The sequence below is a fragment of the Pedobacter agri PB92 genome (genome assembly GCF_000258495.1).
In the GTDB taxonomy this organism is placed as follows: Bacteria; Bacteroidota; Bacteroidia; order Sphingobacteriales; family Sphingobacteriaceae; genus Pedobacter; species Pedobacter agri.
In genome coordinates, this window is record NZ_AJLG01000125.1 from 1 (window position 1) to 14,495 (window position 14,495).

The following is a 14,495-nucleotide window of genomic DNA, read 5'->3' on the forward strand; positions in this document are numbered from 1 at the left end:
ATGCTTTATTTTTTTTCATGACCTGTTCTGATGCTGCTTCGCAGAAGTCGATGCCCGAGTAATCTGGATTGTAGCCACCAATATAGGGAACCGCTAGAATATAAATACGTTCATTTGCTTCTCCATCTTTATCCACTACCTGGAAAAAATCGTTAATGGTTATTCCGGGAACACTCAAAAAATATTCTCCGTTTTTATGTTTCTTAACCAGTTTATTTTTTTGTTTCATTTCCTTCTCAGCTTTTTCAGCGTCTTTAAAACGCAATGTAGCCGGGCTTATCGTACCATCATCAATTAAGCCCTGAAAAGGGAAATCTTCAAATGATAAGTGAGGTTGTCCAACGCAATCAACAAACATGCTGAAGTTTTCGGAAATCTCCTTTCCATTTTCATCTTTGTAGTAATAGGTTGCGCCGCCTTCAGGATTTGGTTCAACGCGACTGTCATCGCCAACAGAAACAATATCCAATACGCCGGCATCATGAAGGGCCATTAAATCGCGACATGAACTTTGAGGTACGAAAGCAATCACTATTGAAATCAAAGGCATCAACACCTTTTGCAGTCTTAACATATCTTCTGCGGGCAAGTATTTCGCTGGATAATTCATTGCAAAACTCAACACTGCCAGTACTTCCTTCCAATAAATCGATTCTTTCTTTTCAATAGATTTTTCGGCTTCCAAATATTCTTTTCTAAAGAGATCAAAAGGCGGCAACTTTTCCCGATAATCCATCATGGCATCAACAAAAGTTTCCAAATCCATATCCTTTATCCGTTCATAAAATTTTGGCTCTTTCTTTTTAAATTGTTCCTTGAAGTTTTTTTCAAAAACATAATCGAGTGCAATGAAACCCCCATTTTCTTTAATATGCTTTTGAATCTGTTTTTTGCTTAGTGTGGTATCTTTACCTAAATGACTATCGTCCAAATGAAAGCGAATGGCAGGTAACAATCCGTTTCTGGAATGCATGACAATCTTAAACTTACTGCTTTTTGGATCCAGTTTAAACAAATAGGTTCCATCATCATTTTGTGTAAAAATACCATTATTTCTGGCCAGCGTTCTAATGGCATCAACGGCGGTTAACGATGAACCTTTCAAGGCAATAGGCGCATTAAAATGTTTAGCCAACTTTTTTGGTGGGTACGGGGCATCAAAATACCCGGGAATTTTACCTTCGTATTTTTTGGGCCAATGGTGCCCCGTACAAATCATGATTTCATCAAAAATCAATTCGTCTTTATTATCTATTTGTACCTTAACTTTTTTATTCTCTTTATCATCGAAAACGTTTGTTACCGTTGTGCGCAAATGAACTTTAGTCGAAATTGCCTTTTTTTCTGCCGCGGCCATTAAGAGATCAAATTGAGCTGAAAGATACTCACCAAAAAATAAGCGTGGTAAAACCTTATATTCGTTGAACTTTGAAGAATTGATGTCAAACTTTTTCAATATTGATTGAGGTGCAATTTTTACCCAATCTTCTATTGAATTATAGATGATTGGAATCTCATTATCCGATACGTTTGTAATATGCTCCTGCGCTGCACCTTCGGGACTATAGGGCATACCCGACCCTAAAAATGCTTTTCTTTCAAAAATCTCTATTTCGATATTTTTTAAGCCTGACTCAATAAGTCGTTTATAGATAAAAAGTCCGCAAGGACCTCCGCCAAGTATTGCAATTCTTTTGGTTGAAACCTTTTTGCTCATGTATTAGGAGTAAGAAATTTAAAAAAATTATAATGCTTAAACAGATTTACCATTTTAAGCTTTCCTTACAATCCTAAAAAAAGAAAATTGTTTTGTGCATGAGGAACTATCTTGCTCGCTAAGTGATCGAATAGCCTTTTTGTTTCTTTTCTTTTTGCAGAACTTCATCAATTGCAGCAGCAAGTTTTGTAAATACAATAGGCTTGACTAAAAATTTATCGCCATTTACTCCGAATGCATCGATTGCATATTCTTCATAAGAGGTTACAAAAAATAAAAACCGAACACTATCACGCAAAATCTTTGCTACATCTAAACCTGATATGTCCATTCTGATATCGAGAAATAAAAAGTCAATATCACTTTCTCCTTTCAGGTCCATAATGGCCTTTGCAGGATCGACATAGGTTTTAACATCAGCAAAATCGGGTATTTTGGAAAGAAAGTTTGCAAGAATATCAATGCTGAGTTGGTCATCATCGATAATTATACATTTGTAAGGAGATTTATTAGCGTAGTCCATTTAGAATTTTCAATAGTGGAAGCAAATGGTAAGCCAAATAACCTGATACAGGCTGTAGTTTTTTGACTACAGAGCTTTGTTGTTGGATTTAGCCGTAAAACTATTGCAATTTAGATGAGTTATTATATCATTTAAGATATTATGAAATCACTAGACAGATTTATTACAGCTCAGAGCGATAGTTATGATCATGCGCTTTCGGAAATTAGAAAAGGTAGAAAAACAAGCCACTGGATGTGGTATATTTTCCCGCAAATTGAAGGTTTAGCCCATAGTGATACTGCAAAATATTATGCCTTGAAGGATACAGTGGAAGCGGAAAATTATTTAAATCATCCTGTTTTAGGGAAAAGATTAATTGAAATTTCTGAAGAACTGTTGAAGCACAAGAATAAAACTGCCAATGAAATTTTCGGATATCCTGATGATTTAAAGCTTCACTCCAGCATGACGCTTTTTTCGATTTTACCGAATAGCAATCCGGTATTTAAAAATGTTATTGCAGCTTATTTCAATGGCGCTGATGATGAAAAAACAATTAGAATTTGTAATGCATAAATTTGGATAGTTTAAAACCAATGTGCTATTTTGCTGTTTCAATTATAATTCATTCATGTTTGAGCGCATGTTTGGGTTTAGATATGGGATAGGCTTCGCAGCCTGTCCCTTTTTTTATGATAATGGTAAGGTGAAATAAAATACTGATCCTTTGCCAGTTTCGCTTTCTACCCAAATCCGCCCGTTATGGCGCTCTATAATTTCAGCACTTAAATATAATCCAATGCCGAAGCCTGATATGGTGTGATTGGTTTCTACGCGATAATAACGTTCAAATAATTTTTTGGCATCATGTTCCGAAATACCGATGCCTTCATCTCTTACACTAACAATCACTTCAGTATCCGTAATTTCGCAGTTTACTTCGATATTGGTTCCATTGGCTGAATACTTATGTGCATTGCTTAAGAGATTTGAAATCACATTCCCAATTTTATCTCTATCTCCGTTCACTGTTACCTCACATGAGCTATCAAAGTTTATTTCGTGTGTTGATGGAGAGATAAAAGACTCATCAATGGTTTCTTGCAGTAACTGATCTAGCCTGAAAGGTCGTTTATCTACCAGCAATTTCCCAGATTCTAACCTGGAAACATTCAGAAAACCATTAATCATGGCCGTCATCTTTCTAACCTGAATGTAAGCCTTATCCAAAGCATTTGTAGAATAGTCATCATCTGCATTCTTCGCTTTGCGCTGGAGTACCTGCACAAAACCATTAATGGCAGTGAGTGGTGTTTTCAGCTCATGGCTTACCATCCCAATGAAATCATTTTTGCGAAGTTCATCAAGCTTTCTCTCGGTAATATCCATAAACATTCCTGAATATTCTGTTGGATTGCCCTGTTGATCTAAGAAAACCTTACCAGTAGCTTTCACCCATTTTTCTTCTCCAGTAATTAAATTAGTTATCGGATACTCGGTATCACTTGGTACATGATTTTTTAGTGCATTATCTAAAGCATTAAGAAGCATCTGGTGGTAATCATTATCCACTGCTTTCATCACTTCGTCAATATTTACTGAACGTTCCATACTCAAGCCAAGCAAATCTCTTACGAACGCCGACATGGTTATTTCCATGGTTTCGGGGTTGATACTCCAGGTACCCATTTTACCGGTTTCAATCGCCTGAAGCAGCTTTTCTTCGCTATCTGAAAGCTTTTTGATATATGCAACAAGATCACTATGGGTTTGCGCAAGTTCTTGATTGGTGGCAGCTAACTCCTCATTGGTTGAGGCAAGTTCCTCATTTGCCGCTGCCATCTCTTCGTTGAGCTCCTGTAGTTCTTCCTGGTGTTTTTTCCGATCGGTAATGTCAATACATGAGCTGATATAGCCTGCAAAAGTTCCATCAGGGTGCAAGCGTGGTGGGCCATTCGCCAAAAGCCATCTGTAGTTTCCTTCCTTACTTAGAATCCTAAATTCTCCTGTAAAAGGTGTTTTTTTTGCTAATGCAGAAAGATATATGCCCACATAACGTTCTCGGTCATCCGGATGTATCAAATCAGCCCAACCAAATTCAAGAAGATCATTCATAGATCTACCTGTGAGTTCCACCCAGGGTTTGTTGAAATATATTGCATTTCCGGTTTCATCGCCAACGGCTATAAAAATATCTGTTCCCTCGGCCATTGTTCTAAACCGTTCTTCACTTTCAGATAATTCACGTACCCGTTTTAAAACCCGCTCTTCTAAATCATTATTTAATGATGAAAGCTTATCCTGAGCCACTTGCAACTCTTCGTTTGTGGCCAACAGCTCTTCGTTGGTGGCGGCGAGTTCTTCATTAAGTTCTTGTTCCCTTTGCAGCGCCATCTCTTTTTCTGCAGCTCTTTCTTCAGCCTCTTTCTTCAAAAAGCGCTCCGTAACATCAATGGCTGTATGTAGAATACAAATTACCTGACCGCTTTCATCCTTTACTGCTTTATATTCAAAATCAAAATAAAAAGTACTGATTTCACCTTCGATCTCCAAATCAGCAGCAGTATCTTTTCCAGAAATAGTCAATCCTTCACGCCAAACGGCTTTAAACATATCTATAAATGGTTGCCCTTTGAGTTCAGGAAGGGCTTCCTCTAATGACTTTCCTATCACTCTTCTATCCTTACCCCAAATACGCAGCATCGCGTCATTCGCTTCCTGGATAATAGCATCTTCTGTAACGTGAATGGCCGTTGCGGTATGTGTTAAATTGAAAACTTGCAACAATTGCTCGTTACTTAAGAGGTAATTATGATGACTCATTCTTTGATCAGGATGAAGTTTTGACGATAAATATTTTTAATTTTCAACAATTACTATTCCAACAATGAAAATATTAATTCCTTAGAACATATAGCTCTGATTTACTTGGCTGTTAATAAATCTGAATTTAACAACTATGAAGGGCAAAATAATGTTTGATTGTCTGTTTCGAAGTTATTAACATTTTTATGAAGTTGTGTAAAATTATTTCATTTGAACAAACCAACATTTCACTAAATTGTTAAACATAAAACAACAGATAAAAAAGTCCTGTGAGCGGGCAATCCGCGGAGGGCAGGCACACCATAAAAGGATACTTCCTTTAACAAAAAAAGATAGCCACTTAATATTTTAAGTGGCTATTCTTTTAGAAATGCTTAGCAATCTAAAGAGCGTTAAATTGAAGCAAATTATTTTAAACGAAATTAAATTTATAAGCAATTAGATTTTTTAGATTTTGCTTTATTGATAAATGAAAGTACCCGTTCTCCTATTTCTTAGTGGTATGGTTTTCGGCTGAACCCCATCTAAAGGATCTTGCTCCTCGGAGTTTAACAAATCGTTATACTTTTCTAACAGATGGATGTATTTATTCATCCAAAAATAAACGGAGTTTGGTTCAGCAGCCGGCTGTGTAGGTGAATCGGCGTTTGCTTTGACGTAGGCATTTCCATTAGGAAAAACATCAGGGAAAGAATCAGAGAGATCTTGCCCCAGCAAATTACCAATTTGCCAGATAACCTCGTGGCTCAGCCGATCTTGGCCAAACCAGTTGTAGATTGTTCTTCTGCTCACATTCAGTTTCCTTGAAAGTTCGCTAATTCCCATACGGTCTCGGCGCACTATGCGCTCAAGAATTTCACCATGTTTTGATTGAGTTGTCATTGAGATAATTAATTTCCTTTGGTTAAAAAAATTTATTAAATCAAATATCGGGGACGACTGACATATCAAATTTAATAAAAACCGTGTAAGGATGTATAAAACATGCGCATTATTTGACTTTTGTCAATATGAAGGCTAAAAATAGTGTGCAAAAGGCCTTGTAAAGGGTATAAATACGTGGCTAAAAGAAGTAAATCTACGAATACAAACTACCGTTATTTTACATTTTTAGTGCGATTTGTGGACCGTTAGGTGAATTTCTTAAATTAATAACCTGCTTAAAATTTAGGATGAGTTATATAGCTGAACAATGACTTCAAACAAAACTAACCAAAACGACTTAGCGGTAAGCTAATTTTTAGACCGCCTTGATGATCAGATTAAAGACAAAACAGTTTCGATTTTATCGAGATTATGAAAAAAGTAACAAGTTTCGAAGCCAAGATGTGGGAACCGCAATCATCTAGCTGATATTGATCAAAATATATTAGCATTGATGATTGACAATTCTGTAAAACACATCAAAATCCATATACCTAGCCTTATTGAGAAGCAAGCTAAGCACTAGGTTTCAACTTCTGTAAATAAGAAGTTACGCATCATCAAGTTTAATTTTGCAATATTTGGGCATTCCTTATTTCAAATAAACTAACTGAGATGATTAAAAAATTACAGCTTTATTTTTTATTGGCTGGCGTATGTGTTTCGTTGAATGCAAATGCACAAGATGCCATCAGCTATCAAACACCACCGAAAGAAATCGCTGACCTATTATTGGCAAAGCCAACACCTGGGGTAAGTATTGACGGGAAAGCAGAATGGATTTTATTCAGTGAGCGCAATTCATACCCATCAGTTGAAGAATTGGCAATGCCTGAATATCGTATTGCAGGTTTAAGGTTAAATCCGAATAACTATTCACCCAGCAGACAAAATTTCATCAACAATTTCAGTCTGAAAAATATTAAATCAAATCAAACTTTTCAGGTTACTGGTTTGCCAAGCCCATTATACGCTGGTAATATCAGCTGGAATCCTGCTGAAAATAAGATTGCATTTACCAACACCACTCAAAAGGGCGTAGACCTTTACATCATTGATCTGGCCACTAAAAAAGCGACTAAAACTAATAAAGCATTTTTAAATGTTGTTTTGGGAAGCGGTTTAACCTGGTTAAATGATAATACAATCATTTATCGTACTGTAACGAAACCTGCAAGTGCCGCTCCAGCAAAACCTTTAATGCCAAAGGGACCTACCATTCAACAAAATTTAGGTAAAGCAGCACCAAGTGCAACTTACCAGGATTTAATTAAATCGCCTTTTGATGAGCAGTTGTTTGAGTTTTTCGCAACATCGCAACTGGTTAAAAATACAGCGGGCGTAGAAACTCCTATTGGCAAGCCAGCTATCTATCAACGAGTAAACTTATCACCCGATAAAAATTTTATGATGATTGAAACCATTCGCAAACCATTCTCTTATTTGGTTTCGGCTTTTGGCTTTCCATCTACAGTTGCTATAACAGACTTAACAGGAAAACCTGTAAAAGTTATTGCAGAATTACCCTCATCAGAAGGTACACCTTCAGGTTATGACAATACACAAAATGTGCCGCGTGGGTTTGATTGGAGAGATGATGAGCCGGCAACTATTGTTTGGGCAAAACCACTTGATAGCGGTTTAATTAAAAAGAATGTTCCTTTTCACGATGCTGTTTATGCTTTGAGTGCTCCATTTACAGGTGCTGAAAAAGAACTTTTTAAAACCCAAACTCGTTACCGCGGTGTTCAATGGGGTGATGCAAACCTGGCTTTAATTATGGAAGGTTTAAGAAGTAAGCAAACTTCGAAAGTGAGCAGATACAATCCTGCAACAGGCGCTGTTGAAGAATTATATAGCCGCAACCAAACCGATGCTTATGGCAATCCAGGTTCTCCGGTTACCGTAAAAAATAAATATGGTCGCCAGGTGATTAAATTGGTTGACAATGGAACGAAATTATTGATGAATAATCCGGTTGGTTCATCAGAGAAAGGTGATTTACCATTCCTGGCCAAATTTGATCTGGCATCAAAGAAAAATGAGATTGTTTGGCGCAGCGCTGAAGGAACTTTCGAATATGTGAGCGATGTGATCAATCCAGATAAGTTGGTTTTACTCACACGCAAGGAAAGTCAAAAACTAGTTCCAAATTACTATATTAAAAATTTAGTTCTTCGTGTTGCCGATCAGCCAATTACAAATTTTGCTAATCCTTACCCATCATTGGATGGCATTACGAAAGAGAAAATTTCATACAAACGTGCCGATGGAGTTGATTTAACTGGTGATTTATATTTACCGAAAGGATATAACAAAGACAAAGACGGGCCGCTTCCAACTTTAATATGGGCATACCCTCGTGAATTTAATTCGGCTGCCGATGCAGCACAAATTCGTGGTTCAAAAGATAAGTTCACTGCAATCAGCTGGGGTTCGCCAATTTACTGGGTTAGCAGAGGTTATGCTATTTTAGATAATGCGGAGATGCCTATTGTTGCTAAAGATGGTAAAAAACCGAATGATACTTTTATTGAGCAATTGAAACTAAATGCAGAGGCTGCGATAAATAAATTGTCTGATCTGGGTGTAGGAGACAAAAAACGTATGGCAGTTGGCGGTCATAGTTATGGAGCTTTTATGACGGCAAATTTATTGGCACACACCAACTTGTTCGCCGCTGGAATTGCCCGTAGTGGAGCTTACAATCGTACTTTAACGCCATTTGGATTTCAAAATGAAGAACGCACATATTGGCAGGTACCTCAATTGTACTATGAAATGAGTCCTTTCAGTTATGCAGACAAAATCAAAACACCTATCTTGCTCATTCACGGAGATTCAGACGATAACCCAGGAACTTTCCCAATCAACAGTGAACGTTTATTTAACGCAATTAAAGGTGCCGGCGGTACAACCCGTTTCGTATTCCTACCTTACGAAGCACATGGCTACCGTGGCAAAGAAAATATTCTTCACACCCTTTGGGAAGAAGATCAATGGCTGGAAAAATACGTTAAAGGCAAAAAATAATTCTCTCTATTGTTATCAAAAAGCTCCGATTCTTCGGAGCTTTTTTTATACAGCTCACATTTTTCCACAGGCTAAACTAGCTTATAAAATCCCTGATTTCACATATCTTTATCTGGGCAAAACTGAACATTCCACCAACTTATTTGTTTATATTCCATGGACTATATTGACTATTATAAAATCCTCGATTTAAAAAAAGATGCTTCAAACGATGATATAAAAAAAGCATATCGGAAGTTGGCGAGAAAGCATCATCCTGATTTAAATCCAAATAATGAAGAAGCGAACAAAAAATTCCAACAGATAAATGAGGCTAACGAAGTTTTAAGTGATCCCGACAAAAGGAAAAAATACGATAAGTATGGCAAAGACTGGCAACACGCTGATCAGTTAGATGCTCAGGAACAGCAACGCCGGCAATACCAATCTCAAGGTGGTGGTTATAGTGGCGGAGGTGGATATTCTGGAGGTTTTGGTGGAGAAGATTTTTCAGATTTCTTTTCATCAATGTTTGGTGGTGGTGGCGGACGAAGCGGTCGAAATTCACCATTCAAAGGCCAGGATTATAATGCCGATTTACAACTGAACCTGATAGATGCCTACACTACCCATAAGCAAACCTTAACTGTAAATGGTAAACAGGTTCGAATTACAATCCCTGCAGGTGTGGAGAATGGCCAAAAAATCAAATTACCAGGCTATGGCGCTGCGGGTGTTAATAATGGTCCACCCGGAGATTTATACATCAAATTCAACATTTCAGATCATCCCCGCTTTAAAAGGAAAGGAAATGACATTTATATCCAGGAAGAAATTGATTTGTACACCGCAATTTTAGGTGGAGAGAAAATTGTGGAAACCCTCAATGGTAAAGTAAAATTAAAAATACCAGAAGGCACCCAACCCGATACTACACTCCGCTTAAAGGGAAAAGGTTTCCCTATTTACAAAAAAGCCGATGCATTTGGCGACTTGTATGTTAAATGGCAAATTAAATTACCTACAAATTTAACCGCCGAACAAAGAGAATTATTCGAAAAACTTTCCAAAAGCTAACCAATATGGAAAATAATCTAATATCAGTTGAAGATGTGTGCATACATCATCAGGTCAAAATCAATTTTATTCAGTCACTGGAAGAATTTGGTTTGATTCATACCACTATTATAAAAAAAACAGTTTGGCTGGATAGTGATGAACTGTCCAAACTTGAACGTTACTTACGACTAAGTAATGATCTGGAAATAAATCTGGAGGGTTTACATGCAGTAGCGCATCTATTGTCTCAATTGAGTAAAATGCAAGAGGAAATTATCTCACTTAAAAATGAGCTAAATTATTATAGACCGTTAAACTAGATCCTCAAGACAATCGTTTGTGCAAAAATTTGATGTGAAAGTGAAAGCCAAAACGCTATCTTTTTAAATTAGTTTCTTAAATTGGCGATCTAATTTTTAAAAAATGAGTGATTTGTCTTCAAAATTCATCGAAAAAATAAAATCATCCTATACCCCAACAGGGTCTTATATTTATTTGGGAGCAGGTATTTTGGATGGGCAAGTGTACAGCGAAGCTGAAGTTAATCTGTCGTTAAAAATGATGAACAGGCACGGACTAATTGCAGGCGCAACAGGTACCGGAAAAACCAGAACGCTGCAATTACTGACCGAGCAGTTATCAGACGCCGCTGTACCTGTTTTCATGTTAGACGTTAAAGGAGATTTATCTGGCTTGAATCAGGCCGGTTCTATCAATCCGAAAATTGAAGAAAGATCTCAGCAACTTAACAAAACCTTTTCTCCTTCCGGATTTCCGGTAGAAATATATTCTTTATCTGGAAAAATAGGCGCTCAGATGAGAGCGACGGTTTTGGAATTCGGTCCAACACTTTTATCGAAAGTATTGGATTTAAACGATACCCAATCTGGCGTAATGGCGGTAATATTTAAATATGCCGACGATAATAAAATGCCAATTATCGATTTAAATGATTTAAAGAAGCTCGTTTCCTATTTATCAGAAGGCGCAGGAGCCGCGGAAATTAAGGAGGTATATGGCAGTATTTCTACTTCAACTTCCGGTACAATTCTTCGAAAAATTGTTGCCATTGAGCAACAAGGCTTAGGTGGCATGTTCGGAGAGAAATCTTTTGACATTAAAGATTTATTTGAACGTGTAGACGGAAAAGGAACCATTAGTTTACTAAACATAGCTGATGTTCAAAATCAGCCAGTTTTGTACTCAACTTTTTTATTGAGTTTATTGGCCGAATTATTTAATACCATGCCTGAAGTTGGAGATTTAGACAAACCTAAACTGGTTTTCTTTTTTGATGAAGCGCATTTGCTTTTCAAAAATTCGTCAAAGGCCTTTTTGGAGCAGATCGAGACCATCATCAGACTAATCAGGTCAAAAGGAATTGGAGTTTTCTTTTGCACACAGGCACCAACTGATGTACCAGAAAGTGTTTTAGGGCAATTGGGAAATCGTGTGCAGCATGCTTTGAGGGCTTTTACACCGAACGATGTTGATGCGTTAAAGAAAACAGTTAATACCTATCCTAAATCAGATTTTTACCAGATAGATAAAGTTTTAACATCATTGGGAACTGGCCAGGCTTTGGTTACAGTACTCAATGAAAAAGGTATTCCAACGGAAGTTTCGGCAACAATGCTTACTCCGCCGCGTGCCATCATGGGACCGCTAACTGCAGTTGATTTTGAAAAATTGGTGCAGGCAAGTGGAATGTATTTAAAATATAAAGATGCGGTTGACCCGGAAAGTGCTTACGATATTTTAACTAAGAGAATTAATGACAAGGCCGCAGCGGAAGAACAAGAAAAACAAGAAGTTGCAGCCCAAAAGCAACAGGAAATAGAAAGTAAACCTAAACCTGGTGAAAAGAGTTTTATAGAAAAGGTGATGGGCGCTACAATTACTCGCCAAATAGGTAAAGAGATTGTAAGAGGAATTTTTGGAATGCTTACCGGCAAAAAAACGAGAACAAAAAGTGGTGGCGGCTTATTTGGTTTTTAACACCATTTAAAATTTTAATAGTACTAAATACCTATATAACAATTAGCACCCAAAATAGTATTTTCGCAATAGGAAATGCTGAATACTGAAACAACTTATACGTAAACTGATAACTTGTTATGGTTAGGCGTGCTAAACGAATAACATAAAAAAATAGATGAAACCTACCTTATTAATATTGGCAGCTGGGATGGCTAGCCGCTACGGAAGTATGAAACAAATTGATGGCTTTGGTCCAAATGGAGAAACCATCATCGATTATTCAATTTACGACGCTATCCAGGCTGGATTTGGCAAAGTAGTATTTATCATCAAAGAAGAATTTGTTGAAAACTTTAAAGCCATATTTGAACCCAAATTGAATGGTAGAATTGAAACAGATTACGTATTCCAGAATTTCGATTTAAAACAATTCGGTATCGAAGAAGAAATCTATAGAGAAAAGCCATGGGGAACGGCTCACGCAATTCTTTCAGGCAGAAAAGTAGTTAAAGAACCTTTCTGTGTGATCAATGCCGATGATTATTATGGCTTTGATGCATTTAAAAAAATGGCTGACTTTCTTACTACAGAAGCTACAGACAGTAATTATTCTATCATTGGTTATGAGATCGGAAAAACCCTTTCTGAGTTTGGAGCAGTATCAAGAGGTGTTTGTAAAGTAGATGATGCTGGAAATTTAACTGAGATTGTTGAACGTACAAAAGTTTACCCTAAAGATGGAAAGATTTTTTACGAAGAGGATGGCGAAGAATATCCTTTAGATTTCAGCACTCCGGTTTCGATGAATTTCTGGGGCTTCACTCCTGCCGTTTTTAAAATTACTGAAGAACTTTTTGTTGAATTTGCGGAAGCAAACAAAGATAAACCTAAGGCTGAATTCTTTATTCCGTTAATTGGCGAAAATCTGGTTAAAAGCAATACCGCAACATTTAAAGTTGTACCAACATCAAATAAATGGTTTGGGGTAACTTATAAAGAAGATAAACCGTATGTTCAGGATTCGATTGATCAATTGGTTAAAAACGGAACATACCCTAAAAAACTATGGAGTTAAATTTAGATTCTGAAGTTTTACTAGCCTTCGGATATACTAAAGAAACTGCCACAATTACACAAATAGGTTCGGGTTTAATAAACCGAACTTATTTGCTTTCTCCCCTATCTGAAGATCAAAAGTACATTCTTCAAAACATCAATACTTCAGTTTTCAAGAAACCTGAAGACATTGCTAATAATTTAAAGGCAATTGCCGATTATCTATCAAAAAACTACCCTGATTATCTTTTCATCAAACCTGTTTCTACCATTGATGGAAAAGAAATGGCTATGATTGAGAGCGAGTATTGGAGGATGTTGCCTTTCGTTCCAAATACCGTCTCTTTAGATGTTTTGAGTGAGCCTCAACAGGCTTATGAAGCTGCCAAACAATTTGGAAAGCTAAGTGCCTTGCTAAATAATTTCGATGCAAGCCTACTTGAACCTACTATCCCCGGCTTTCATGATTTGGGTTTACGATTTGAGCAATTTACGGCTGCGCTAACCACCACAACCAAAGAATTAAAAGGTAAGGCTAAGCCCCAAATTGATGATGCGTTAAAACATAAATACATCCTCGACTATTATGAATCATATTCACACCGGGAAGACTTCCCTGATCGTGTTATGCATCACGATACAAAAATTAGCAACGTCCTATTAAAAGCAGAAACTTTTGCGGGTATTTGTGTGATCGATTTAGATACCATTATGCCTGGTAAGTTTATCTCTGATTTAGGCGACATGATGCGGACGTACCTTTGTGCATTCTCAGAAAATGAAAAAGATTTAAGCAAAATCAAAATCCGCCTTCCATATTTCGAAGCCATGGTTAAAGGTTATTTATCAGAAATGAAAAATATTCTTACCGAGACTGAAAAAGAACTTATCTTATTTTCAGGCAAGTATATCATTTACATGCAAGCTTTGCGTTTCTTAACCGATTTTTTAAATGGCGATATTTACTATCCGACAGCCTACCCTACACAAAATCTCGATAGGGCTAAAAATCAGTTTAAGTTGCTTCATGAATTAACGGTGAACGAAAAAGAATTACAGGATATTATTGAAGAGCATCTAGCTTAGACAATAGGTAACCAATTTTGATAAAACCGACAGCAGCGAAAATACTTTTGATTTGCAGTACCTTGAAATTACTGTCATGCTGAGGCACGAAGCATCTGCAACCTATGAAACAGATGCTTCATTTCTCCGCATGACAGAAGTTTGAAAGAGATTGTAGCGAATGGCGGGGCTGCCGTTTCCGAAGTGTACTGAACCATTCATTTTCAAATAAAAGAAGGTCGTCATTGCGAGGCACGAAGCAATCTTATTCGTTTATTATCAATTCATATCTGTGAGATTGCTTCGTGCCTCGCAATGACGAGCATATAAAAAACAAAAAAAAGCGTTCTG

At 37.0% G+C, this 14,495-nt stretch carries 11 protein-coding genes; 7 read left to right on the forward strand and 4 right to left on the reverse strand.

The features are described from left to right. Window positions 1–1,717, reverse strand: a 1,717-nt coding sequence (locus ON09_RS16790; protein WP_010602224.1) for an FAD/NAD(P)-binding protein, incomplete at its 3' end; no start/stop codon positions are given. A 118-nt stretch (window positions 1,718–1,835) separates the two neighbouring features. Further along, window positions 1,836–2,240: a LytR/AlgR family response regulator transcription factor gene (locus tag ON09_RS16795; protein WP_010602225.1), complete on the reverse strand. Its 405-nt coding sequence runs from the start codon at window positions 2,238–2,240 to the stop codon at window positions 1,836–1,838. 141 nt (window positions 2,241–2,381) lie between these two features. Between ON09_RS16795 and ON09_RS16800 the strand changes: the two genes are divergently transcribed. Beyond that, window positions 2,382–2,798 carry a DUF1810 domain-containing protein gene (locus tag ON09_RS16800; RefSeq protein ID WP_010602226.1) on the forward strand — a complete coding sequence of 139 codons (417 nt, stop codon included), beginning with the start codon at window positions 2,382–2,384 and terminating at the stop codon, window positions 2,796–2,798. Window positions 2,799–2,912: 114 nt separating this feature from the next. On the opposite strand, the gene ON09_RS24370 is transcribed toward ON09_RS16800, so the two are convergent. After that, window positions 2,913–5,045 carry a PAS domain S-box protein gene (locus ON09_RS24370; protein ID WP_010602227.1) on the reverse strand — a complete coding sequence of 711 codons (2,133 nt, stop codon included), beginning with the start codon at window positions 5,043–5,045 and terminating at the stop codon, window positions 2,913–2,915. A gap of 462 nt (window positions 5,046–5,507) precedes the next feature. Further along, window positions 5,508–5,930, reverse strand: a complete 423-nt coding sequence (locus tag ON09_RS16810) for a helix-turn-helix domain-containing protein (protein WP_010602228.1) — start codon at window positions 5,928–5,930, stop codon at window positions 5,508–5,510. A 657-nt stretch (window positions 5,931–6,587) separates the two neighbouring features. Here ON09_RS16810 and ON09_RS16815 point away from each other — a divergent pair. From ON09_RS16815 to ON09_RS16840, 6 genes are all read left to right on the forward strand, one after another. Then, window positions 6,588–9,005, forward strand: coding sequence for an alpha/beta hydrolase family protein (locus tag ON09_RS16815; RefSeq protein WP_010602229.1), 2,418 nt, complete (start codon window positions 6,588–6,590; stop codon window positions 9,003–9,005). A 156-nt stretch (window positions 9,006–9,161) separates the two neighbouring features. Then, on the forward strand, window positions 9,162–10,061 hold the full coding sequence (locus ON09_RS16820; RefSeq protein ID WP_010602230.1) for a DnaJ C-terminal domain-containing protein: 900 nt from the start codon (window positions 9,162–9,164) through the stop codon (window positions 10,059–10,061). Between the two features lie 5 nt (window positions 10,062–10,066). Next, the gene (locus ON09_RS16825; protein WP_010602231.1) at window positions 10,067–10,363 is read left to right on the forward strand and encodes a chaperone modulator CbpM; all 297 of its coding nucleotides are present in this window, start codon (window positions 10,067–10,069) and stop codon (window positions 10,361–10,363) included. A gap of 103 nt (window positions 10,364–10,466) precedes the next feature. Further along, on the forward strand, window positions 10,467–12,041 hold the full coding sequence (locus ON09_RS16830) for a helicase HerA-like domain-containing protein (RefSeq protein WP_010602232.1): 1,575 nt from the start codon (window positions 10,467–10,469) through the stop codon (window positions 12,039–12,041). Window positions 12,042–12,198: 157 nt separating this feature from the next. Next, a complete protein-coding gene (locus ON09_RS16835; RefSeq protein WP_010602233.1) occupies window positions 12,199–13,098 on the forward strand; it encodes a nucleotidyltransferase family protein in 900 nt (299 codons plus the stop codon). Then, window positions 13,089–14,165: a phosphotransferase enzyme family protein gene (locus ON09_RS16840; RefSeq protein WP_010602234.1), complete on the forward strand. Its 1,077-nt coding sequence runs from the start codon at window positions 13,089–13,091 to the stop codon at window positions 14,163–14,165. Before ON09_RS16835 ends, ON09_RS16840 begins: the two co-directional genes overlap by 10 nt. The last annotated feature ends 330 nt before the right edge of the window (window positions 14,166–14,495 follow it).